This window comes from Corynebacterium minutissimum, from assembly GCF_000805675.1.
GTDB classification, from domain to species: Bacteria; Actinomycetota; Actinomycetes; order Mycobacteriales; family Mycobacteriaceae; genus Corynebacterium; species Corynebacterium minutissimum.
In genome coordinates, this window is record NZ_JSEF01000015.1 from 1 (window position 1) to 22,455 (window position 22,455).

Sequence of the window (22,455 nt, forward strand, 5' to 3'; positions counted from 1 at the left end):
TGGAGCGGATGACGAGACTCGAACTCGCGACCCTCACCTTGGCAAGGTGATGCGCTACCAACTGCGCTACATCCGCATGGCAAGCAAAAGCCTGCCACGGGCTCCTCTAAGGAAACCCTGTGCGCGATACTGGGATTGAACCAGTGACCTCTTCCGTGTCAGGGAAGCGCTCTCCCGCTGAGCTAAACGCGCGCAGTGCCCATGGAGTGGGCACTAACAGTTTGAGGTGGAAACGGGAATCGAACCCGTGTGCACGGTTTTGCAGACCGTTGCCTCACCACTCGGCCATTCCACCGTGGCGATACCGCCTCACACACTACATGTGCTGGAGCGGATGACGAGACTCGAACTCGCGACCCTCACCTTGGCAAGGTGATGCGCTACCAACTGCGCTACATCCGCATTCGAAAACCAGGCCCGGTTTTCTAGGACTAAGAAGTCCGTGTGCGCGATACTGGGATTGAACCAGTGACCTCTTCCGTGTCAGGGAAGCGCTCTCCCACTGAGCTAATCGCGCTTATGTAATTGTCAAGGCCTTCCAACTAAGTGGAGGTCTTGGAGCGGATGACGAGACTCGAACTCGCGACCCTCACCTTGGCAAGGTGATGCGCTACCAACTGCGCTACATCCGCATTGCATCTTCCCGGCTAGTGTGCCGTGGTGCGAGTAAAGACATTATCGTGCACCGTCCCAGTTTCCAAATCCGCAGCCCACGGCAATAATTCCACCAACTACAAAAGAGCGAAGATTACACCGATGTGATTGAGACTCATTTTCGGCGAAAATCTGGTTGAGCTGGGCGATTAGGGAGTTAGTCCAACTGCGGTGTAGCTTAAGGGCTGCACCGGGGTTCTATAGCTCAGTGGGAGAGCGTTCCGTTCACACCGGAAAGGTCGCTGGTTCAATCCCAGCTAGAACCACCAAACCCCGCAGCTACGCTGCGGGTTTAGTTGTTTTTGTAGTACGGCATGTGGGGACAACATGGGTACAGAGTAGCTGGACCATGGATACAAAGTAGCTGGCCGCAGCTAGCCCACGTACCCTCGGGCGTCATGGAAGACACCGCACTCATTGACTCGTTGCTGGGCCCGGATAGCGAGGGCATTCGCCTTATCGCGGTCAGCACTCTCCATGGCTCGGCCACTATTGACGGAACGTCGGACCCTATGGGCAATGACGCCGATGCCAAGCTCTTCGCCGCGTTACGCGAGTGGGCGGACGTTGCTGTGGTTGGCTCGGGCACGGTGAAGGCGGAGGGGTATGAGGCGTCGACAAGCACGCGCCTCGCCGTCTTCAGCCACTCCCTTAATTTTGAGGGATTCGAGGAATTCATCGCCGGCAGTCCCATTATTCTCACCCCAGAGGATCGTGCGGACTCCGAAAAAGCACATGCCTTGGCTACAGCTGGTGCGGAGATTGTGAGCACTGGTACTGGCACGGTCACTGAGGCCATCGAGGCCCTTCGTGCACGCGGCGCTACACGAATTTCCTGCGAAGGTGGACCGTCGGTTTATTCAGCCTTCATCGAAGCTGGGCTCGTGGACAAGCTGTACCTGACAATGGATCCGCATCTGTCGCCCTCAGTGGAAAAGCCCGTTGTCGACGGCAGCACGACGTCGCCAGCACTTCGTTTAGAGCTCGAGAACGTCACGCCCGTCGACAGCACGGTGTTTCTGCGCTACCGGCGCATATCAACCCCGTAAACTCTCTTGCCGTGACTTCTCTGGCCTCCTCTCCCCCGACCCCTGCCCGACTGTGGACAGCCGCCGCGTGGCCGGCAGCCGTCGTTCTTGTGTTTCACCGTGTTGTCGTCCTTGCTTTTACCGGGACGGTCACGGATGACTTCGGCACGGTGTATCGCGCGATTCGCCGCTTCTGGGAAGGTGCGCCAGTTTACGAGCAGGATTATTCCTCCGTAGAACCGCTCTACCTCTACAACCCAGGAGCAACGGCACTGCTCTCCCCCATGGGTATCGTTTCTGAGGAGCACGCACGCTACGCCTTTATCCTCGCCAATGCTGTGGCCATCATCGCCGCCTTGGCGCTCCTGACTCGCTATGTGGGCCACAGCCTGCGCGGCCCTGTCTTGCCCATCAGCATCGCGGCAGCTTTTGCCTCCGAGTCCGTCATCAACACCTTGGTGTTCACTAACATCAACGGCCTACTACTATTGGCCATGGCAGCTTTTCTCGTCCTCCTAGAGAAGCACGGCTGGGCAGCAGGGCTATGTATCGGACTAGCCATTTTGATCAAACCCCAATTCGCACCGCTACTTTTCCTCGCACTCGTGCGCACCCAGTGGTGGGCACTGGGCCTCGGCCTAGCCGTGCCCATCACGGCCAACCTCATCGCCTGGCGGCTCGTTCCGGGCTCTGAGGGATTCCGCGAGCATCTTCTGCCCTACCTTTCCACCACACGTGATTATGCGAATGCTTCGTGGCCAGGTGTGAAGGCTTACTTCGACATGCCAGGAGACCTCTATTACCCCATATGGCTGCTGTTCGCTGTCTTGTGCGCCGTGGCCATCCTGGGTTTGCTGCGCTGGCGCGACTCCGAGCCCGAATTCTGGGCACTGAGCACTACCGGCATCATCATGGCGGGAATCTTTTTCCTGTCATCACTAGGACAGCAGTACTACTCCATGTGGCTTTTCCCCATGATGTTCACGGTTCTGCTGCATCGCTCGGTTTTCCACACGTGGGGCGCATGGTTGGCGGCATTTTTATTCTTGGCGCCGTTCGAGTGGACGTCGACAAGCATGCCCACCGCCGCACATTGGATGAGTGTGTTCATCGCCACCATCGGGTGGGGTTTGCTCATTGTAGTCACTGCCGCATCGGTGGTCGGCTGGTGGATATCTGAACGCAATGGTGGCCCGAAGGCGGACAAGAGCGATAAAATCCCCGCATGACCGATTTCAAGCTCATTGCGGATACCGAATGGCGCAAGCGCCTCACCTCTGAGGAGTACTACGTCCTGCGTGAGGCCGGAACCGAGCCCCCACACGTTGGCGAATACACCAACACCACCACCGAAGGTGTGTATTCCTGCAAGGCCTGCGGCACCGAGCTTTTCCGATCTACCGAAAAGTTCGAGTCACACTGCGGTTGGCCGTCCTTCTTCTCCCCACTCGCGGGAGACAAAATCATTGAACGCGAAGACAACTCGCTTGGCATGCGCCGCGTCGAGGTGTTGTGCGCCAATTGCGAATCACACTTGGGCCACGTTTTCGAAGGCGAAGGCTACGATACCCCTACCGACCTGCGCTACTGCATCAACTCCATCTGCCTCACCCTCGAAGAAAAGCCGGTCGAAGGTTAAACCTTCAACCGGCCCATTGTGAGCTCTCTGCAGACGGCTCCGCGTTAGGGAAGCACGGCGATAAGCTCTGCCACATCCTTGACGCGGCGGCCCGTGTGGAACGGGATTTCCTCACGCACATGGTGGCGTGCCTCGGTGTAGCGCATGAGGTACATCAGATCGACGATGCGGTGCAGCTCAGGAGCCTCAAAAGCAAGGATCCATTCATAATCACCTAGAGCAAACGCCGGAACGGTGTTCGCGCGAACATCCGGGTAGTCACGGCCCTGCATGCCGTGCTCCATGAGGATGCGGCGGCGCTTTTCCTCATCCATGGTGTACCAGTCATAAGAACGCACGAAGGGGTACACAGAAATCCACTCGCCTGGTTCTTCACCCATGATGAAGGACGGCAGGTGGGACTTGTTGAACTCTGCCGGGCGGTGCAGGGCGTTGCCTACCCACGTCACCTCAGACACCTGGCCCAGGACGGTCTCTCGGCGGAAATCAGCGAACGCCTTTTGAATATCAGCGAATTCCTCTGCGTGCCACCAGATCATGAAGTCAGCAGACTCGCGCATGCCGGACAGGTCATAGATGCCACGCACGGTTACGACGCCGGCCTGCTCAAGGTCAGCAAAGAACTTCTGTGCCTGCGCAATGGCCTGCTCACGCTCGGTACCCAGCGCGCCAGGAATCACCTGAAACACTGCGTGCTGCGAATACCGCTGGACCTTATTGAGCTCCTTGAAGTTGACCTTCGACATGCATTTCTCCTTGCTCGGAAGCGACTAGAATTCCTATCCATCATAAGTTGTAGACCTCGCCGTGCGCCACTACCCCACGGCGCGCCTTCCCCCGCTTGCGGCACAGAACTTATACGTTGTTTCCCGTGAGCAATTCAGACGTTTCTTCGCGCACTTTGGCAGGGGCACCGACCAACCTGCATGATCGTGCTTCGTCCGCCAACGGCTCCCGATCTGCAGAGCCGTCGACTCCGGCCGCTTTCACAGAGGCCGTTGAGTCCCTTCATGCAGCGCAGCTGCGCTCTGAAATCACCTTGGGCACCATTCGCCCGCCGCAGCGCCTCGCACCGTTTAGCCATGCCATTGGTTTGGAGGTTGAGCGCGGACACCACGACGCAGACATCGTTCCAACCGATTCCGAAGGTGATGCCTTCGGTCGTCTCATCCTTCTACACGACCCCGGCGCTGAAGAAGCGTGGGAAGGTGCCATGCGTCTGGTCGCCTATATTCAGGCCGACCTGGAGGATTCGGTAGCAGGCGATCCGCTGCTTCCCGACGTCGCCTGGGAATGGCTCACCGAGTCCTTGGAGTTGCGTGAGGCTGCGCACACCAATCTGGGCGGAACCGTAACCTCAACCTCCTCGGTGCGCTTTGGTGAAATCGGCGGCCCACCGCGTGCTTACCAGCTTGAGATGCGTGCATCCTGGACTGCTGAGGGACTCGACTTGGCCCCTCACGTCGAAGCATTTTCCCAGGTGCTTGCTCTCGTTGCTGGCCTGCCGCCGGAGGGCGTGGCCGAGCTCGGCCGCTAAGCACTGCGATACACAAGCTCACTGAGGAGGCTCAGGGATGACTGAACTGCGCCAGGTACCCAAGGACGGAACCCCGAAGGTCCTCACTTCCCCGCGTGACTTTCACGCGGCCGCCGAACGGCTAGATGCTGGTACTGGCCCTTTTGCTATCGATACCGAGCGCGCCTCCGCCTACCGCTTCGATGATCGTGCCTTCCTCGTGCAGATTCGTCGGGAAGGCGCCGGAACGGTCTTGCTGGCCCCAGAGAATCGCCGCGCGGAGTTTAGCGCCGCACTCGCCCCTGTTCTCACTGGGCAAGACTGGGTTATCCACGCCGCGCCTTCTGATCTTCCTTCTTTGGCATGGCTCGGCCTCTACCCAGGGACACTGTTCGACACAGAGCTAGCCGCCCGCTTCGCGGGTTTTGCGCACCCCAACCTTGGTGCCATGGTGCTGGAGCTTTTCGACGTCGAATTGGAGAAGGGCTATGGCGATTCCGACTGGTCCGAAACCCCCATCCCGCAGAAGTGGCGCAATTACGCAGCACTCGACGTCGAGCTTCTCAACGAACTGGCAGTAGCATTGCGCGACATCCTCGCAGAGGAAGAAAAGTTGGACTGGGCCTACGCAGAATTCGACCACATCGCTGCCGAGCATTCTGGCATCACCGCACCAGAGCCGCGTTCGTGGCGCGAGCTCAAGGGCATATCCTCCCTGCGTTCGCGCGAGCAGCTTGCCGTGGCCCGTGAGCTGTGGCAACGCCGCGAATCTATCGCGCGTTCGCAGGACATCGCTCCCAACCGTCTGCTTCCCCATCGCGTGCTCGTGGAGATCGCGCGCCGCGTTCCCACCACGCCCTACGAGATCAACAAAATCAAAGGCTTTCCCCGCCGCCGCGGCGGAGCGACCCTGCAGTGGCTCGATGCCGTCACCACGGCGATAGAGAGCCCCAAAGAAAAGTGGCCGGTACAGCTACGCAGCCCGCAACCGGTGCCTTCAAAGTCCGTCTTTACCCGCGAGTTCCCAGAGCTGTGGTCTGTGTATCAAGACATTCGCGGCGCCTTCGAGGACCTTGGCGACGAGCTCACCATGAGTTACGAACTCATCCTTAAGCCCAGCCTTGTCCGCGCGGCCGTATGGGCTGCCTTAGGACCTGAAGGCGGCGTGGCCGGCGAGATTTCTGGTTCTGCGGACATTCCAGGTTTCCTGCTCTCTCAAGGCGCACGCGAGTGGCAAGTAGAGCTTGCCGCCCCGCTCATCGCAGACGGCCTCCACGCCTTCCGTGGTTAGGCCTCGCCTGAGCCTTCCTCGTCGCTGCGCGCAGCAACCCACTCCTCAATCGACTGCGCAATGCCCTGCGGCGTAATACCGAACTCATCGAGGATTTCTCCACGGCTGGCGTGGCGCGGGAAGGTGCTCGGTATACCGAGGCGATGCACCGGAGTATCCACGTCTGCTGCATCTAAGGCCTCGGCGACCATGGAGCCCACGCCGCCGCGCAGCACGCCGTCCTCGACAGTCACGACAAGGTCATGGTCGCCAGCCAGCGCCACAATGGACTGCGGAACGGGCACTGGCCACCGTGGGTCCACCACCGTGACGTTGAAGCCGCGTGCCTCAAGCAGTTCAGCAGCACCCAGTGACCGAGTGCTCATTGCGCCGACAGAGACAATCAGAACGTCGGTCGCTTCCTCTTCAGCGTCATCAGAATAGCGCAGGATGTCCACGCCATCATCCAAGCGCTTGAGTTCGTCTGTGTCTTCAAGCAAATTGCCCTTGGGGAAACGGACGACAGTGGGGCCATCATCAATAGCGATAGCCTCGTTGAAGAGCTCGCGGAGCCGAGCACCATCACGCGGTGCAGCAATGCGCATCCCCGGCACAATGCTCATAAACGCCATATCCCACACGCCGTTGTGCGACGGGCCATCGGAACCGGTCACGCCCGCGCGATCGAGCACGATGGTCACCGGCTGCTTGAGCAAGGCAATGTCCATAATGACCTGGTCCACCGCGCGGTTGAGGAAGGTGGAATACACGGCCACCACCGGATGCATCCCGGCCAATGCTAAACCGGAAGCAGAGGCCATGGCATGCTGCTCAGCAATTCCGACGTCAAAGAAACGCTCCGGAAACTCTTCCTGGAAAGGCGCCAAACCAGTAGGGCCAGCCATCGCAGCAGTGATTGCCACAATATCCTCACGAGCGTGGCCGGCCTTGATGAGCTCTTCGGAAAAGGCTGCGGTCCACCCCGGCTGTTTCTGCCCCTTGGACACGCCAGTAACCGGGTCAATAGCTCCTGTGGAGTGCATCTGGTCCTTCGGCTCATTGACAGCCGGAGCAAAGCCGTGACCCTTCTCCGTCACCGTGTGGACGATGATGGGTCCCTCATAATCGCGGGCATAGCTCAGCGCACGTACCACCGCATCAATGTCGTGGCCATTAATAGGGCCGACATACTTGATACCGAGCTCCGGGAACATCTCCGTGGGCATCACGGTGGATTTGACGCCTTCCTTCATAGCATGGAGGGCATCAAAAGTACGCTCGCCAACCCAGCCCATAGACTTCAGGCGCTTTTTGCCCAATTCCATGAATTCGTCATACCCATGCTGTGCACGGATACGACCAAGGTTTTCTGATAAACCGCCGATAGTGGGCGAATAAGAACGGCCATTGTCATTAACCACGATGACCACGTTGCGGTCTTTATCAGCGGAAATATTGTTCAGTGCTTCCCAGCACATGCCGCCGGTCAAAGCACCATCGCCCACGACTGCCACGGCGTTGCGGTGCGATTCGCCGCGAATCTTGAAGGCCTTAGAGAGGCCATCCACCGTGGACAGTGCAGCCGACGCATGCGAGGACTCGGTCCAGTCATGTTCTGACTCAGTGCGGTCGGTGTAGCCAGACAAGCCACCTTTCTGACGCAGTGTATCGAACTGCGCAGTGCGGCCGGTCAGCATTTTGTGCACATAAGACTGGTGGGAGGTGTCGAAGACGATGGGGTCTCGTGGGGAATCAAAAACACGGTGAATCGCCACGGTGAGCTCAACCACGCCCAAATTCGGGCCGAGGTGGCCACCGGTGACAGATACCTTCTCAATGAGGCGCTGGCGGATATCCGCCGCGAGCTCGGCCAGCTGCGTCTTGCTCAGAGCCTTGAGATCAGCTGGCGATTCAATGGAATCCAGAATGCTCATAGAGCTGCCGTCAACCCCTTCATCGTTCGTACTTTCTTTACCACCGTACCCGCTTATGTACGTGACACGACAATCATTAGGCAGTACTTCTCTTCTGTCTTAGGCCGCAGGAACGAGGAGTGCCAAAGTTTCAAAATGATGGGTCCCCGGGAAAGCGTTAACCATGGCTAGGCGTTGCAGTCGGTAGCTGTGCTCCGACCATGCGGCGAGGTCACGGGCAAAGGTGGCAGGGTCGCATCCAACATGCAACACTTTTCGCGGCTCCGCTGCGGCGACCGCAGCGATAACGTCAGTACCTGCACCAGTGCGCGGAGGGTCCAAGATTACATTTACTGGCTTCGGCAGCTGGGCCGCAATCTCTTCGACTTTGGCGGTGCGAAACTCCACATCGATTCCCTCAAGACCTGGTTGCGAGCCAGAAGCTGCGGGCGAATAGTCAACGGAATACACCGTGGCCTGTCCTCGCTGCGGGGCCGTGACTTCCGCTAGAGCTGGTACAAACAGCCCCACACCGCCATAAAGATCCCACGCCACGAGCGGTTCGTTGGCATCCACGCGTTTGTCGTCTAGCTGCCCAGCGACGCCGCTTTCCACCGTCAACCACTCACGTGCAATACGGGTATAGGTGTCAGGCGCTGCGACGTGCGCCTGCCAGAAGGCCGTGGGCGGGAAACGGAACTCGTGACCATCCGCTCGCTGGACCACATTCTTCGTCGGGGCCTCGATAACCTCCCGCACGGTTTCGACCCGGCGTCCCCTCGGTGCTTTACGAGATTCCACGACGTGGCGGTTGCCATCGCTGTCCATGACGGCAATGACCTCTGCACCAGGTGTGAAGATACGGGCATTAGGGCCAACGAGGCCGTCGACCAGCCCTGGCACTAGTTGGCTACAGGAAACGTCCGTGATGAGTTCGGTCGAACCACGTTTTCTGGTACCAGCACGCCCCTGCTTGTCGACGCCCAACCGTACCCGAGTTCGCCAACCCCGTTGCGGTTCTAAGTCGATGCTCTCAACCTCGGGAGTGTGCTCAATCCGCGCAACGCGGCGAATTTGGTCAAGCAAGACCTCAACCTTGATTCCCGGTTCTGCGGCTGGGTCCAATTCGGCGAAATCGCAACAACCGGCTCCTTGCTGTGCTGCCGGGCACGAGGACTCCACGCGGTACTCCCCTGGCTCGATTACCGCATCACGTTCTGCCTCTACGAAAGCCTTCTTGACTTTTCGTGCGGTCACGGTGAGACGGTCTCCGGGAAAGCCTCCCGCAACGAAGCACACACGGCCATCCGGGGCAGCGCCGATGCCTACTCCTCCATGTGCCATCCGCTCGATGGTGACGTCGAAGGACTGCCCCTTTGCGACGCGTTGGGCTGCCGCAGCGGCAGATGCGATGGCGTCAGGATTAGTCATCGACGGTCTCCTTCTCAGTGGTGGCGTCCTCAGTGGTGGCGCCCTCGGTGTTTTCCGCAGCTTCGTCCACGGCCGCGTTGGCGCGCCGCACCATCCAAATGGTGAGCAGGGTGACTACGCCGGTAAGCGGCCAGCCCATGATGATGCGGACAACGCCCAGAGTGGTCGTCGCGTCGGCGTCGTACAGCGCGCGTTGCACAGCGAACCGGGCGAAGAAAACCACAGCCCAGCCCGCCGTAGCCCATGCGTAGGCGCGGCGAGCCTTCGGAATCGTGCGCCAACTCATGTCATCGCCGTTGAGGCCCTTCCACACCACGCCAACCAATGGCCAGCGCGCAATGATGGATATCGCCGCGACGATGAAGAGCGCCAATGACATCCAAATGCCGTAAAGGAAGTAACCTTTGGCATCCCCTGTAAACCACGCGATGCCTGCGCAAATACCTACTCCTAGAAGACCTGACAGGGCCGGTTGCAGCGTTTCCTTGCGCAAAAGGCGCCACACGCTAATGAGCAACGCCACGCCCAAGGCAGCGATGAGCGCTGGCCCCAAGCCCCAAACGTTATTAACCGGGATGAGGACCAGAACCGGCAACGTCGCTGAGACCAAGCCTGTAAGGCCGCCCATCTGCTCCAGAGGGGACGGTTCAGCGTTGGCTTCTACCGTCGTCGGCTCTTCCTGCGAAGTTTCCGGCGCAGCGCCTTCGTTGTCCAGAGATCTAGCGGCCTCGTGCTTATCCGCGTCAGGGTTAGGTGTGGTCACGGTGGTGAGTGGTCCTTGTCGGTGCGGTTAGTTCTTATCCGGATTATCGAGCTCACTTAGCTGCTCGCGAGCCTGAGCTTCGGCAGGAGTTTCGTTCTCGGGGCTAGCGGGAGTGCCCGGGGTGCCGGAGTCTGCGTTGTTAGCCGCCGCTTCTTGTTGGCGCTGCTGAAGAGCTTGCGAGACCTGCTCCGCCAGCTGCTGAGGCAGCATCACGGGCAAGGAGCTACCGGCGAGGATCGGATCCTCACCACGGTAGATGAAGGTGCGGGCAACGACCTCGCGGCCGAGCTTCGCCAGCTCCTCTTCCTTCCCCGCTGGGGCTGCCAGTGTGAGGCGGTACATCCAGCGCGGACCTTCCACACCGATGATGCGGATGCCGCCCTTGTCGCTAGTGCCCACGATTTCCGAACCCCATGGCCCATCTTCTGGGTGGGCAGAGAAGCCATCAGACTCCAAGCCATTGATGATGTCGGCGGCGGATTCCGCCCACTGGCCCGGGGTGCGCGGGGCAGCGAAAGCCACCGGAGTCATCCGACCATGCGGGGTGAGGATGTGAAGCATACGGGGGCCGTCCTGGCCCATCTCTACCTGTACTTGGGATCCCTTGGGAAGCGGGATACGCATCGAGCCAAGGTCGAGCAAGCCGACAGAGAAATCTTCGAAGTTGAACTCAGCAATATCGACGGTATCGCCATCGTAGGGGCCCATGTCGCCGTTGACTGCGTCGTGTGCCACGGCCTTAACTCCCAGCCCTGCGGCACTATCAGCACTATCGGCGCTATCGTTGTCCTCGCTTACGGGGCCTGCCGAGTGCGAAGCGTTAGCATCAGTGTCTTCGTGCGCCGGTGCGGCAGCACCCGATGCTGCCTCATCGCGCTCAACAGCGCTCTCTGAGTTGTTCTCTTTGTTCTTCTTGCCAAAGGGCCACAACGCCATTATCTGTGCCTTTCTGCTAGTCGGTGTGGGTACGCACGGTGTTCGTTAAGTGTGTGCTGTCTTGGTGTGTACCGGGGGATGTACAGGGGTCTTAGTTCACGCCGGTGGAACCGTAACCACCGTCGCCGCGTGTGGTGTCATCGAGCTCCTCAACCTCGCTAAAGCCCACCAGCTCTACCCGCTGCACAATGAGCTGCGCGATACGCATACCGCGCTCAACCTCGAAAGTCTCGGTTGGATCGTGATTAATGAGACATACCTTAATCTCCCCGCGATAGTCCGCATCAATAGTCCCCGGGGTATTGGTAACGGAGATGCCATGCTTCGCAGCCAAACCGGAGCGTGGGTGAACCAATCCCACCGTGCCTAGGGGCAAGGCAAGGGCAATACCGGTTCCAACTAGGGCGCGTTCACCGGGACGCAAGGTGACATCGTGTGCGGCATACAGATCCGCACCAGCATCGCCTCGGTGGGCACGCTTTGGCAATGGAAGCTCTTTATCAAGGCGCTTGACCTTGACATCACCAAAAGGACTTACCGGATCTACAAGGGGGTGTTGCTCATTCACTCGGCCCAGCCTACCTTGTCCCCTCTTACTGGGGACCACGTGGCAGGGAGGCGCTCGCGGCCAACATGCTCCCCTGGGAGGTTAGGCTCCTTCATCGAGTGGCGACTAGAATCGAGGGCCATGACTTCCAGTTCCTCGTCTGCCGAGCAGAGCCCTGCTGCTGATTCCCCGGTTGTTCTCTACCGCGAGCGCCAGTGGGTGCCGTGGTACTGGTGGCTAATGGCGGCTTTCGTTGTGGTGATCAGCACAGCAACGGTCAGCCTTAACCGCGGAATTCTGTGGGTCATCATTCCCGCTATCTTGCTGTCTGCCATCGCTGTGTGGGTGCTGCTGACATGGTCCAACACTGTCGTGCAAGTAGAGCAAGACAGTGACGGCACGAGGTGGCTGACGGTTAAGGAAGCACAACTGCCCCACGATGTGGTCTCGCGCAGTACTGCGGTGCCCGCCACCGCACGGCGAAATGCACTCGGTCCGCAGCTGGACCCAGCAGCTTTTATTGTCACGCACGGCTGGGTTCCCGAGCACGTCATGCTCGTCCTTGATGACCCCGAGGACCCCACCCCCTATTGGCTCATTGGCTCAAAGAACCCCGAGAAGCTGCTCGCTGCTTTCGTCCCTGACCAAGCTGGAACGAGCGCGACTCACTGACTTCACTTACTGTGCCCCTAGCGCTCGCAGAGTCCGCAGGGCCCACAGACCCCGAAGAGCGACATGCTTAGACGGCGTTGTTAAGCACAATCCTTACATACCAGTTCGCCGTTCTCTTCGTGGTCCAAGCGCTTGTTGGACTGGACGAGGAAGCATACCGAACAGGTGAATTCGTCTTCCTTGCGCGGAACGACGGTGACGTTGAGCTCTTCGCCGGTCAGGTCGACTGACGGCGGCTCGAATGCCTCAACGATTTCGCCGTCATCATCCATGCCATTGTTGTCATTTTCCGCTGCTTTGAGGCCCTCGAGGGAGTCAGCCTCAAGCTCGTCTTCAGCGCGGCGACGCGGTGCGTCATAATCGGTGGCCATAGTGTTCGCCCCTGTGTGTCAGATCGATGGGAATGTGTATTTATCGACGGCATCCTAAACCACGCGCGCCTAACTGTCACACTCGCCTCGCCGCGGGGGCAGGATTCTGCTCACCCCCACACCACTTTGCCTGAAAGTTTCCCCTGTTCAGCCTCTTCTTTGCGCGGCTTTTTCGGCAAAGAAAAATTACCTTGATCCACCTCACATAGAAGGAACTATGGCTCTTTTCGGCACCGCCCATGTCGTCTGTTTCACGCCTAAATGACACCGGAATGTCCGCACATCATGCGGGACAGTTGCTTAAACTAGACACCATGACTGCGCAACACTCACAGCACCAAGCGCCTCTCCATGATGGCCACTCTTTCGGTATCGACGTCGGCGGCTCCGGCATCAAGGGTGCCGAGGTCGACCTCGCCACCGGTGAGTTCGTGGGCGACCGCCTCAAGATTGCCACCCCCAAGCCTGCCACTCCGGAGGCAGTTGCCGAAGTTATTGCACAGATCGTCGCTGAGAAAGGCTGGGATGGCCCCGTTGGCATCACCATGCCCGCTGTAGTCAAAGACCAGGTTGTTCGCAGCGCCGCCAACATTGACAAATCCTGGATTGGCATTGATGCCCAAGAGCTGTTCAGCCAGTACCTTGCTGCGCCTTTTACGGTGCTGAACGACGCCGACGCGGCCGGGCTCGCCGAGGTTGCTTACGGTGACGACGTCGCTCGTACGGGCCCGGTTATCTTCCTTACTCTCGGTACGGGTATTGGTTCTGCTTTCCTTCTCGACGGTCAACTTTTCCCCAACACTGAGATTGGTCACCTCATTGTGGGCGAGCAGGAGGCCGAGCACCAAGCGTCCTCCGCCGTCAAAGATCGCGAGGGCCTCAAGACCAAACAGTGGGCCAAACGTGTGAACCGAGTGCTGTATGAATACGAGGCGTTGTTTAACCCTTCCGCGTTCGTTATCGGCGGTGGCATCTCCCGCAAGTTCGACAAGTGGGGCGAGCACCTCAGCATTGAAACCCCAGTTGTGGCAGCTCAACTGCGTAATCGTGCAGGTATCGTCGGCGCTGCTATGGCGGCGAAGGAAGGTATCCGCCCATAAGCAAAGGCGCGTTCAACTTTCCCAGTTGACCCCAGTCACCGCCAGCAGGAGAAAATGATCTATACTGGGCTGTCGATTACCCAATCTTGAGCGGCGCGCCTCTCCTGCTCATCTCGGAGGCGGGCTAGCATCGGGGACTAGTTGCGATGACTTTGCGCTTCCCCATATTTTCCACACAGAGAGCAAGTCGAAAGGGCGTACGTGGCAGCCACTGATTCTTCAGACCAGGTACTCGGTGAAGGCGAGAACACCTCCGAGGCATCTGCACCTGCACAGAAGACCGCCAAGAAGACGGCAAAAAAGACCGCTAAAAAGACGGCTAAAAAGACCGCTAAGAAGACTGCGAAGAAAACAGCTAAAAAGACTGCCAAGAAGGCAGCCAAAAAGACGGCTAAGAAAACCACTCGCAAGTCTGCTCAGAAGGCTACAAAGAAGACGGCTAAAAAAACCGTCCGCAAGTCGGCCGCTAAGAAGGCAACGTCTCCGGAGGGAAACGCTGAAGCAACCGAGTCTGATGAGGACCTGATCGAGGACCAGACTGACGACTTGGACGCAGACGCAGCAGACGACGCGGATATCGATTTTGATCCGGACAACGCCGACATCGACGATGATGATGAGTTCGGCGACGAAGATGATCTGGAAGGCGAGGACGCTGACGACGAGGACGAGGAGGATGGCTCCTCCGTCTGGGACGAGGACGAGTCTGCTGCCCTGCGTCAAGCGCGTAAGGACGCAGAACTTACTGCGTCTGCTGACTCCGTTCGCGCTTACCTCAAGCAGATCGGTAAGGTCGCACTGCTCAACGCGGAGCAGGAGGTCTCGCTAGCCAAGCGCATTGAGGCAGGCCTCTACGCGCAGTACCGCATGGACGAGATGGAAAAGGCCCGCGCTGAAGGCGATAAGGCCGCCAAGCTCTCCCCCATGGAAAAGCGTGACATGCGGGCTATCGCCCGTGATGGCCGCAAGGCAAAGAACCACCTTCTCGAGGCGAACCTGCGTCTCGTGGTGTCCTTGGCCAAGCGCTACACCGGCCGCGGTATGGCTTTCCTTGACCTCATTCAGGAAGGAAACCTGGGTCTTATCCGCGCCGTGGAGAAGTTTGACTACACCAAGGGCTACAAGTTCTCCACGTACGCCACGTGGTGGATCCGCCAGGCTATTACCCGCGCTATGGCAGACCAGGCCCGCACCATCCGCATTCCGGTGCACATGGTGGAGGTCATCAACAAGCTTGGCCGCATCCAGCGTGAGCTGCTGCAGGACTTGGGCCGTGAGCCCACCCCGCAGGAGCTGGCCAAGGAAATGGACATCACCGAGGAAAAGGTGCTGGAAATCCAGCAGTATGCCCGCGAGCCGATCTCCCTGGACCAGACTATTGGTGACGAGGGCGATTCCCAGCTTGGTGACTTTATCGAAGACTCCGAGGCAGTTATCGCCGTCGATGCAGTTTCCTTTACATTGTTGCAGGACCAGCTTCAGGATGTGCTGACGACTCTCTCCGAGCGTGAGGCTGGCGTGGTTCGCCTGCGCTTTGGTTTGACCGATGGCATGCCGCGCACTTTAGACGAAATCGGCCAAGTCTACGGCGTTACCCGCGAACGTATTCGCCAGATCGAGTCCAAGACCATGTCGAAGCTACGCCACCCATCGCGTTCGCAGGTTCTGCGCGACTACCTCGACTAAGAGGCCAAGCTAGCCAAGGCAAGCGACCAGACGCACACGCTTGCCGACGCCGCCCCTCGCCTCCCCCGTTAGCACTAAGCTGCGGAGGGACGCGATACCGCGCACATCAGGAGTTGAGGTATCAGGATTCTTGATGAAGGAGAAACTCTCAACCTGAAAGATGGTCATTCAGCCAGCTCACTGTACGACATCGCCACCATTTGGAAGTGGAGTACTCATGTGTAGTCCATAATGGACACCATGTCTGCTTTCGGTGAAGTCCTATCCCAGCTCCGTGAAAATCAGCCTCAAGGCTCGTACGGCATTAAGTTCGAGAAATTAATGGTCAATTACTTCCGAACCGATCCCGTCCTCCAGGAGCAGTTCTCGGAAGTCAGCCGTTGGAGCGATTGGGAGTTCAACGGCGGTAAGCAAGACACCGGCATCGACCTCGTTGCCCGGCGCGCCGATGACGACGCGTGGGTTGCCATCCAGTGCAAGTTCTACAAGCCGGATACCTATATTCAGAAGCGTCACCTCGATTCCTTCTTTGAGGCATCCGGACACTCGTTTACTACAGACAAGGGCAGAGAGTCCTTCGCACAGCGGATCATCATCTCCACGTCGGAGCGATGGTCAAAGAATGCTGAGGAGATGCTGGAGCACCAGCTCATCCCGACCAACCGTATCGGCACGGCAGCGATTGCAGAATCCCCTATCAACTGGGATGTGACCTTCCCGGGTTCTGAGATCGAAATTAACCTCACCCGGCGCGAGGTTTTCTCCTCGCGTCCACACCAGCAAGAAGCGATCTCGAAGGCCATCGCAGGCTTTGAAGCACACGACCGTGGAAAGCTCATCATGGCGTGCGGTACGGGAAAGACGTTTACCGCCCTGCGTCTGGTGGAGCAGTATGCAGAAAACAACGGCGGGCGTGCCCGCGTCCTCTTCCTCGTTCCCTCCATCTCCTTGCTCTCGCAGACGTTAAAAGAATGGACCGCACAGAACCAAGAGCACCTGCCTCTGAAGTCCTACGCAGTCTGTTCGGATACGAAGGTCTCCAAAAAGGCTGAAGACATTGCCTCCTATGACTTGGAGGTTCCGGTCTCTACCAACGGCAAGGACATTGCCGAGCGCACCGCGCAGGGCAAGCGTCGTGCCGGTATCAACGTCATCTTCTCCACGTACCAGTCCATTGAGGCCATTCACGAGGCCCAAGCGGAGTACGGCATGGATGACTTCGATCTCGTCATCTGCGACGAGGCCCACCGCACCACCGGCGTCACCCTCGCCGGGGAAGACGCCTCCACCTTCGTGAAGATTCACGACGAAAAATACATCAAGGCCAGCAAGCGTCTCTACATGACCGCGACTCCCCGACTCTTCGATGACAACGTCAAGGGCAAGGCCGAGGAACATTCCGCGGAGTTGGCCTCCATGGATGACGAGGCCATCTACGGCCCCGAGTTCTACCGCCTCGGCTTCGGCGAAGCCGTGGACAAGGGTCTACTCACCGACTACAAGGTCCTCGTCATGACCGTCGAGGAAGATATCGCCGCCGACGTCCTCGCCGCCAACCCCACCAACGAAATCAACCTCACCACCGCCTCAGCCATGATTGGCGCCTGGAACGGACTCGCGAAGCGTTCGGGTGCCGAGCAAGACACCAAGTCCGGCTTTGAAGCGAACGCCCAACCCATGCGCCGTACCGTTGCCTTCGCCAAGGACATCAAGGCCTCGAAGACCATCCAGGAGACCTTCCCCACACTCATCCGCCAGTACCAAGAGCAGCTCAAGGACCACGCCGCCACCAACGACGTCAGCCTGCTCAACATCGATCTCCAGGTCGCCGTCGAGCACGTCGATGGCACCATGAACGCCCTCGAGCGCGGCAACAAGATCTCGTGGCTTGAGTCCTCCATCCCCGAGGACGAGACCCGCATCCTTACTAACGCCCGCTGTCTGTCCGAGGGCGTGGACGTCCCTGCCCTCGATAGCGTCATCTTTTTCCACCCGCGCAATTCCATGGTGGACGTAGTCCAGTCCGTCGGCCGCGTCATGCGCAAAGCCGAGGGCAAGGACTACGGCTATATCATCCTGCCCGTCGCTATCCCGCCGGGAGTCTCCCCGTCCCAGGCACTCAACGACAACACGCGCTTCCGCGTGGTCTGGCAGATTCTCAACGCCCTGCGCGCCCACGATGACCGCTTCAACGCGAAGGTCAACTCGATTGCGCTCAACGAGAAGGTCGAACTGCCCATCGACATCGAAAGCGTAAAGAAAACCAAGAAGGACGAGGAACAGTCCCTCGCGGACAAGGCCAAAGAAGCACAGGCAAAGCTCGATGCTTCCGATACCACCTCAGCCAGCCACTCTGAGTCCTCCGGTGAGCAGGACCTCACCTCGGCACAGATCGCGCTGTTCTCCCTCGAGGCCTGGCAGGAAGCCATGTACGTCAAGCTCGTCGACAAGGTCGGTACGCGTACTTATTGGGAAGACTGGGCTGACGATGTCGCCACGATCGCCGAAGCACAAATCGCCCGCATCAAGGCACTCATCAATGCCGCGGATGACACGATCCGCAAGGAATTCGAGGTCTTCATCGAGGGCCTGCGCGGGAACCTCAACGACTCGATCACCGAGGACGAAGCAATCAGCATGCTCTCGCAGCACCTTATCACTGCCCCGGTCTTCAACGCGCTGTTCACCGAGCACGACTTCGCCGCGCACAACCCAGTCGCCCGCGTCATGCAGCGCATGGTCGACGCATTGTCCGACGCCAAGCTCGAATCCGAGACCGAGTCCCTCACCAAGTTCTACGAGTCGGTCCGCATCCGCGCCTCCGAGGTCTCCTCCGCTTCCGGCAAGCAGCAAGTGATCAAAGACCTCTACGAACGATTCTTCCGCAAAGCCTTCAAGAAGCAGTCCGAGGCCCTCGGCATCGTCTACACTCCAGTAGAAATCGTCGACTTCATCCTGCGCTCCGCCGATCACATCTCCCGCTGGCACTTCGGCAAGGGCCTTACCGACGAAGGCGTCCACATCCTCGACCCCTTCACCGGCACCGGCACGTTCATGGTGCGGCTCCTCCAGTCGGGTCTCATCGAACCCGACGCCCTCGCCCGCAAGTACGCTGGCGAACTCCATGCCACCGAGATCATGCTGCTCGCCTACTACGTCGCCGCGGTCAACATCGAGACGACGTATAACGCACTCCAGGCCGAACGCGCCCAACGCAATGGCGAACCCGAACCCGAGTACGTCCCCTTCGACGGCATCGCACTTGCCGATACCTTCCAAATCCACGAAGAAGGCGACATCCTCGACCTCAAGGTCTTCAAGGAAAACAACGCCGCCATCCAGCGCCAGATCGATTCACCGATCAACGTCATCATCGGCAACCCGCCCTATTCTGCAAAGCAGACTAGCGCAAACGACGATAATGCCAATCTGAAGTACCCGACCCTAGACAGCCGCATTGAAAGTACATTTGCTGCAAACTCCACGGCAACAAATAAGAACTCACTGTATGACTCTTACCTACGAGCTTTCAGATGGTCTATCGATCGGCTCGGCACGCATGGTGTCTTGGCATTTGTTTCAAACGGAGGTTGGATAGATAGTAACACTGCGGACGGCGTCCGACTTTCACTAGAAGATGAGCTCAGCGACATCTACGTGTACAACCTCCGTGGCAACCAACGAACTGCCGGCGAGCAATCCCGCAAAGAAGGCGGCAAGGTCTTCGGCTCCGGTAGCCGCAACACCGTCGCCATCATCATTGCCGTCAAGCGCGAAATCGCGGACGATGTCACAATTCATTACCGCGACATTGGTGATTACCTCAGCACGGAGGAAAAGCTCGATATTGTCGAAAGCTCGACCCTTGAAAATATTGACTGGGAAATTATTGAACCAAATGAATACGGTGACTGGCTTAATCAACGAGATGTAGATTTCGAGACTTGGCCAGTTCTTGGTAGCAAAGGGGATCACAACAAAATCGAAGTTTTTCGTGAATTTTCTTCAGGCTTGCAAAGCAATCGCGATACTTGGGTCTACGATTTTGGCTTCGATAAACTCCGATCAAAGATCTCGAGATTAAAAGGGGTCTATGCCGCTGCCCTAAGTAAGAAGGGCGAGCACTCAACGCTTCAATCCCTCATATCAGCCTTTCCAGAATTCAATGATCCGTCGGCGATCAAGTGGTCCTCGAGTCTGGAAGCGAGGTTTAACCGCGGTCATGCTTTGAGCAATGACGGTTTTATTGCTGAAGCTCTGTATCGTCCATTCTGCAAACAGCACGTTTATTTTGATACTTCGCTAATTCACAGGCGTTATCAACTCTCAAAGCTCTTTCCATCTATTAAGCAGGACAATGTCTTGATCACAGTCGCGGGGCCGTATCCCAATGTCGCCGGTCATGTTTTCGCCACTGAAATAATCCCGGATCTAAACGTTTTCACTGCCAGCCAAAACTTTCCCCGCTGGACCTGGGAGCACATCAAGGCGCCGGAAGGTGAGCTGGACTTTGGAATGGGGGCATCGGAAGGCTCGGAGCCTGGTACGGAAGGAGAAATCCTCGACGGGTACCAGCGCGTGGACAACATCACGGACGAGATTCTTGGGATTTACCGCGAGGCGCTGGGCTCGGATGTGACGAAAGATGACATCTTCTACTTCGTCTACGGGCAGCTGCATGACCCGGGGTACCGGGAGAAGTACGCTGCGGACCTGAAGAAGATGCTGCCGCATATCGAAACGCCGACGTCGCGGGCGCGGTTCGACCAGCTGGCTGCTGCCGGCCGAGAGCTCATGGATCTGCACGTGAACTACGAGGACGTGGAGCCGTGGCCGGTCACGGTGGATGTGAAGGCGTCGGCAGACGAGTCCGACCGCGGGACCTGGCGCGTGCAGAAGATGAAGTGGGCGAAGAAGAAAGACTCGGAGACGGGTAAGAACGTCAACGACGTTACGACTCTCGTCTACAACAAGTCCGTGACCGTGCGCGACATCCCTGCCGAGGCGGACGAGTACATGCTCGGCTCACGGTCTGCGCTGGCGTGGATTATTGACCGGTACCAAGTGAAGAAGGACAAGGCATCGGGAATCGTGAACGACCCCAACGACTGGGCTGACGAAGTGGGCGATCCGCGGTACATCGTGGACCTAATCGCGAAGGTCACGCGCGTGGCGGTGGAGACGGTGCAAATCGTGGAAGGAATCAGGGAGGTTGACGAAGATAAGTAGCTCTGGGGGACGTGCTATCGATTTAACCGGGGTCGAGCCTACGCCTCAGTACAGCGCGGTCGCTTCCTCTTTTTAGTCTCTGAAAGAATCATTTCAAGGCCACCAATTCTGCTCGGCGAGACAGAGTATGTCTCGCACATGCAGGTGACAGGCTGAGGCTAGCTGTATGTCGTAATGCCAGGTAAAATAAGCTCTAACTTTTGACTCAAATCTTCGCCGATAAGGAAAGGTGGACAGAGCCATGAATCGCAAAGACGCAGCACGTAAGCGTCTTCTTGAAAGCACTCAAAAGTCTGCCGCCTCTGTCGAAGTACTTAGCGACAACGAACTTGCTACAGCTGCCTACCGTCAGCTTCTCCGCACAATCGATGCTCAATCTGAGCCCCTTGATCCCGGTGCTGCGGAAGCGTTTGCTCGTGAAGAAATCGCCACTATGCGAATGGAAAAGAGGATCCGTACCGCCTTGGGAGCAGGTAAGTGACCGAAGAGCTTCAACAGATAGCAGCACACAGAAAGTTGCGTCTGGTTGTTGATACTAACCTCTTTATATCGTCTTTGCTGTCACCTCGCGGCTCCGAGCGCGCGCTGATTGAAGCATGTTTTGCAGGAAAATCTGAGCTGCTCTACTGCGAACACCTTCTCCAGGAGATTGAAGACGTTATTTCTAGAGCAAAATTTCGGAAGCGCTTCACTGTAGAAGAAGGCCTATCCCTCATCGATGCCATCGTCCTTGTCGGGACGGAGGTTCCGGACCGCGAGGAGCAAAAACTACCGCGAATCTGCGATGACCCCGATGACGACTTCCTTTTCGCTCTCTACGAAGACGGTAACGGAGACCTCCTAGTTAGCGGCGACAAAAAGGTCCTCAAAGCCGCAGCCAGCGCACTTTGGATTACCAGCGCCGATGGCAAAATGGCAGCCACTCTCCTAGAGAATAGGAAGGCTTGGGGATCCGAACTTCTCAGAGGTGATAGTGAGAGCGGATGGGAGGCTATCGAAGCAGCGGGAAATCGGGCTATTTTCAACGCCGTTAATTTCCTATTCGAGGTAATAGAGGGCATTAAGTCTAAAAATTTTGACCGTGAACTACTAGCCCAAGCCGTTGTCCCCGGCACCGCAACTGCGTGGCTTGATGACTTCGAATCAGCTCAGTCACTGTTAACGAACCGCGCATTCGGTACTCACCCGATCATCATCTCGCCCGAGATTGTTGCCATCAAACTGGTGCCTGATCTTGGAGATTCCTACGTCGCGCTGCAGCCGACTGCACCGATCGAAAACGCCGTTTTCCTCACACTTGAGCGTTGCCCAGACCTTCTCGATAACAAAGGGAACGACGCTCTCGGCCTTGACGGTTGGAGAGCACACAGCATAGGGCCACGATTCTTACAGCCCAATGAGGTCCGACCTCCAACGGATGCAGTACGCAAGAAGGCAGTTCAGTCACTACGCGGTTCGCGAAACTAAGCAAGACCCAGGAAACATATCACCATGTTTTTCGAGCCCTTTGGAGTCTTTCACGCGCACACCTTTCGTTAATTTTTGTGACTCTTCCGGAAGAGCCCCTAAAACGACGACCACCCCGCCTGACCACATTGGTGGTAAAGACCGAGGGATCTTACTGGCGGGGTGGAACCTTTCAATTAAGGTTACCCAATGGGGTTCCTCGCGGATTACCTTGACGAGGTCGTCGAGCGCGA

General features: G+C 58.0%; 18 protein-coding genes and 7 tRNA genes. 12 read left to right on the forward strand and 13 right to left on the reverse strand.

The genetic code is table 11. The features are described 5' to 3' along the window. The 6 genes from NX84_RS08040 to NX84_RS08065 all read right to left on the reverse strand — a co-directional run bounded on the left by NX84_RS08040 (window position 1) and on the right by NX84_RS08065 (window position 632). Window positions 1-76, reverse strand: a tRNA-Gly gene (locus NX84_RS08040). A gap of 44 nt (window positions 77-120) precedes the next feature. Further along, window positions 121-192 (reverse strand) — tRNA-Val (locus NX84_RS08045). A 32-nt stretch (window positions 193-224) separates the two neighbouring features. Continuing rightward, window positions 225-295: transfer RNA gene (locus NX84_RS08050), tRNA-Cys, on the reverse strand. 31 nt (window positions 296-326) lie between these two features. Beyond that, window positions 327-402 (reverse strand) — tRNA-Gly (locus tag NX84_RS08055). Between the two features lie 43 nt (window positions 403-445). After that, window positions 446-517 (reverse strand) — tRNA-Val (locus tag NX84_RS08060). Between the two features lie 39 nt (window positions 518-556). Further along, window positions 557-632, reverse strand: a tRNA-Gly gene (locus tag NX84_RS08065). A gap of 216 nt (window positions 633-848) precedes the next feature. On the opposite strand from NX84_RS08065, the gene NX84_RS08070 reads away from it, so the two are divergent. From NX84_RS08070 to msrB, 4 genes are all read left to right on the forward strand, one after another. Then, a tRNA-Val gene (locus NX84_RS08070) sits at window positions 849-923 on the forward strand. Window positions 924-1,052: 129 nt separating this feature from the next. Continuing rightward, window positions 1,053-1,703 (forward strand): dihydrofolate reductase family protein, encoded by a 651-nt coding sequence (locus NX84_RS08075; RefSeq protein ID WP_039675700.1) that lies wholly within the window; start codon window positions 1,053-1,055, stop codon window positions 1,701-1,703. An 11-nt stretch (window positions 1,704-1,714) separates the two neighbouring features. After that, window positions 1,715-2,911, forward strand: coding sequence for a glycosyltransferase family 87 protein (locus tag NX84_RS08080; RefSeq protein WP_039675704.1), 1,197 nt, complete (start codon window positions 1,715-1,717; stop codon window positions 2,909-2,911). After that, a complete protein-coding gene (gene msrB, locus NX84_RS08085; RefSeq protein WP_039675706.1) occupies window positions 2,908-3,321 on the forward strand; it encodes a peptide-methionine (R)-S-oxide reductase MsrB in 414 nt (137 codons plus the stop codon). The genes NX84_RS08080 and msrB overlap by 4 nt, the downstream gene beginning before the upstream one ends. Before the next feature lie 44 nt (window positions 3,322-3,365). On the opposite strand, the gene hemQ is transcribed toward msrB, so the two are convergent. After that, window positions 3,366-4,067, reverse strand: coding sequence for a hydrogen peroxide-dependent heme synthase (hemQ, locus tag NX84_RS08090; RefSeq protein WP_039675708.1), 702 nt, complete (start codon window positions 4,065-4,067; stop codon window positions 3,366-3,368). Between the two features lie 125 nt (window positions 4,068-4,192). Between hemQ and NX84_RS08095 the strand changes: the two genes are divergently transcribed. Continuing rightward, window positions 4,193-4,858: a DUF3000 domain-containing protein gene (locus NX84_RS08095; RefSeq protein WP_039675710.1), complete on the forward strand. Its 666-nt coding sequence runs from the start codon at window positions 4,193-4,195 to the stop codon at window positions 4,856-4,858. Between the two features lie 37 nt (window positions 4,859-4,895). Further along, complete coding sequence (locus tag NX84_RS08100) at window positions 4,896-6,128, forward strand: HRDC domain-containing protein (protein ID WP_039675712.1); 1,233 nt, start codon at window positions 4,896-4,898, stop codon at window positions 6,126-6,128. On the opposite strand, the gene dxs is transcribed toward NX84_RS08100, so the two are convergent. The 5 genes from dxs to dut all read right to left on the reverse strand — a co-directional run bounded on the left by dxs (window position 6,125) and on the right by dut (window position 11,718). Next, the gene (gene dxs / locus NX84_RS08105) at window positions 6,125-8,041 is read right to left on the reverse strand and encodes a 1-deoxy-D-xylulose-5-phosphate synthase (RefSeq protein ID WP_039675715.1); all 1,917 of its coding nucleotides are present in this window, start codon (window positions 8,039-8,041) and stop codon (window positions 6,125-6,127) included. The genes NX84_RS08100 and dxs overlap by 4 nt on opposite strands. A gap of 99 nt (window positions 8,042-8,140) precedes the next feature. Next, the gene (locus NX84_RS08110) at window positions 8,141-9,451 is read right to left on the reverse strand and encodes a class I SAM-dependent RNA methyltransferase (protein WP_039675717.1); all 1,311 of its coding nucleotides are present in this window, start codon (window positions 9,449-9,451) and stop codon (window positions 8,141-8,143) included. Then, a complete protein-coding gene (locus NX84_RS08115; protein ID WP_039676227.1) occupies window positions 9,444-10,166 on the reverse strand; it encodes a DUF3159 domain-containing protein in 723 nt (240 codons plus the stop codon). The genes NX84_RS08110 and NX84_RS08115 overlap by 8 nt, the downstream gene beginning before the upstream one ends. 75 nt (window positions 10,167-10,241) lie before the next feature. Next, on the reverse strand, window positions 10,242-11,150 hold the full coding sequence (locus NX84_RS08120; RefSeq protein WP_039675719.1) for a DUF3710 domain-containing protein: 909 nt from the start codon (window positions 11,148-11,150) through the stop codon (window positions 10,242-10,244). Between the two features lie 91 nt (window positions 11,151-11,241). After that, the gene (gene dut, locus NX84_RS08125) at window positions 11,242-11,718 is read right to left on the reverse strand and encodes a dUTP diphosphatase (protein ID WP_039675721.1); all 477 of its coding nucleotides are present in this window, start codon (window positions 11,716-11,718) and stop codon (window positions 11,242-11,244) included. A 120-nt stretch (window positions 11,719-11,838) separates the two neighbouring features. Here dut and NX84_RS08130 point away from each other — a divergent pair, with 120 nt between their 5' ends. Then, on the forward strand, window positions 11,839-12,369 hold the full coding sequence (locus NX84_RS08130; protein WP_039675723.1) for a DUF3093 domain-containing protein: 531 nt from the start codon (window positions 11,839-11,841) through the stop codon (window positions 12,367-12,369). Window positions 12,370-12,449: 80 nt separating this feature from the next. Here the strand turns inward: NX84_RS08130 and NX84_RS08135 are convergent, their stop codons facing one another. After that, window positions 12,450-12,740 carry a DUF4193 domain-containing protein gene (locus tag NX84_RS08135; protein ID WP_039675725.1) on the reverse strand — a complete coding sequence of 97 codons (291 nt, stop codon included), beginning with the start codon at window positions 12,738-12,740 and terminating at the stop codon, window positions 12,450-12,452. A 314-nt stretch (window positions 12,741-13,054) separates the two neighbouring features. On the opposite strand from NX84_RS08135, the gene ppgK reads away from it, so the two are divergent. From ppgK to NX84_RS12360, 5 genes are all read left to right on the forward strand, one after another. After that, window positions 13,055-13,840 carry a polyphosphate--glucose phosphotransferase gene (ppgK, locus tag NX84_RS08140; RefSeq protein ID WP_039676229.1) on the forward strand — a complete coding sequence of 262 codons (786 nt, stop codon included), beginning with the start codon at window positions 13,055-13,057 and terminating at the stop codon, window positions 13,838-13,840. A gap of 201 nt (window positions 13,841-14,041) precedes the next feature. Then, window positions 14,042-15,526 (forward strand): RNA polymerase sigma factor, encoded by a 1,485-nt coding sequence (locus NX84_RS08145; protein ID WP_039675727.1) that lies wholly within the window; start codon window positions 14,042-14,044, stop codon window positions 15,524-15,526. 240 nt (window positions 15,527-15,766) lie between these two features. Beyond that, entirely contained in the window at window positions 15,767-20,755 is a 4,989-nt protein-coding gene (locus NX84_RS08150; protein WP_039676231.1) for a DEAD/DEAH box helicase, read from the forward strand. Window positions 20,756-20,996: 241 nt separating this feature from the next. Further along, a complete protein-coding gene (locus tag NX84_RS08155) occupies window positions 20,997-21,236 on the forward strand; it encodes a hypothetical protein (protein ID WP_039675729.1) in 240 nt (79 codons plus the stop codon). After that, window positions 21,233-22,222 carry a putative toxin-antitoxin system toxin component, PIN family gene (locus tag NX84_RS12360; RefSeq protein ID WP_052319716.1) on the forward strand — a complete coding sequence of 330 codons (990 nt, stop codon included), beginning with the start codon at window positions 21,233-21,235 and terminating at the stop codon, window positions 22,220-22,222. The genes NX84_RS08155 and NX84_RS12360 overlap by 4 nt, the downstream gene beginning before the upstream one ends. Window positions 22,223-22,455: the final 233 nt, after the last annotated feature.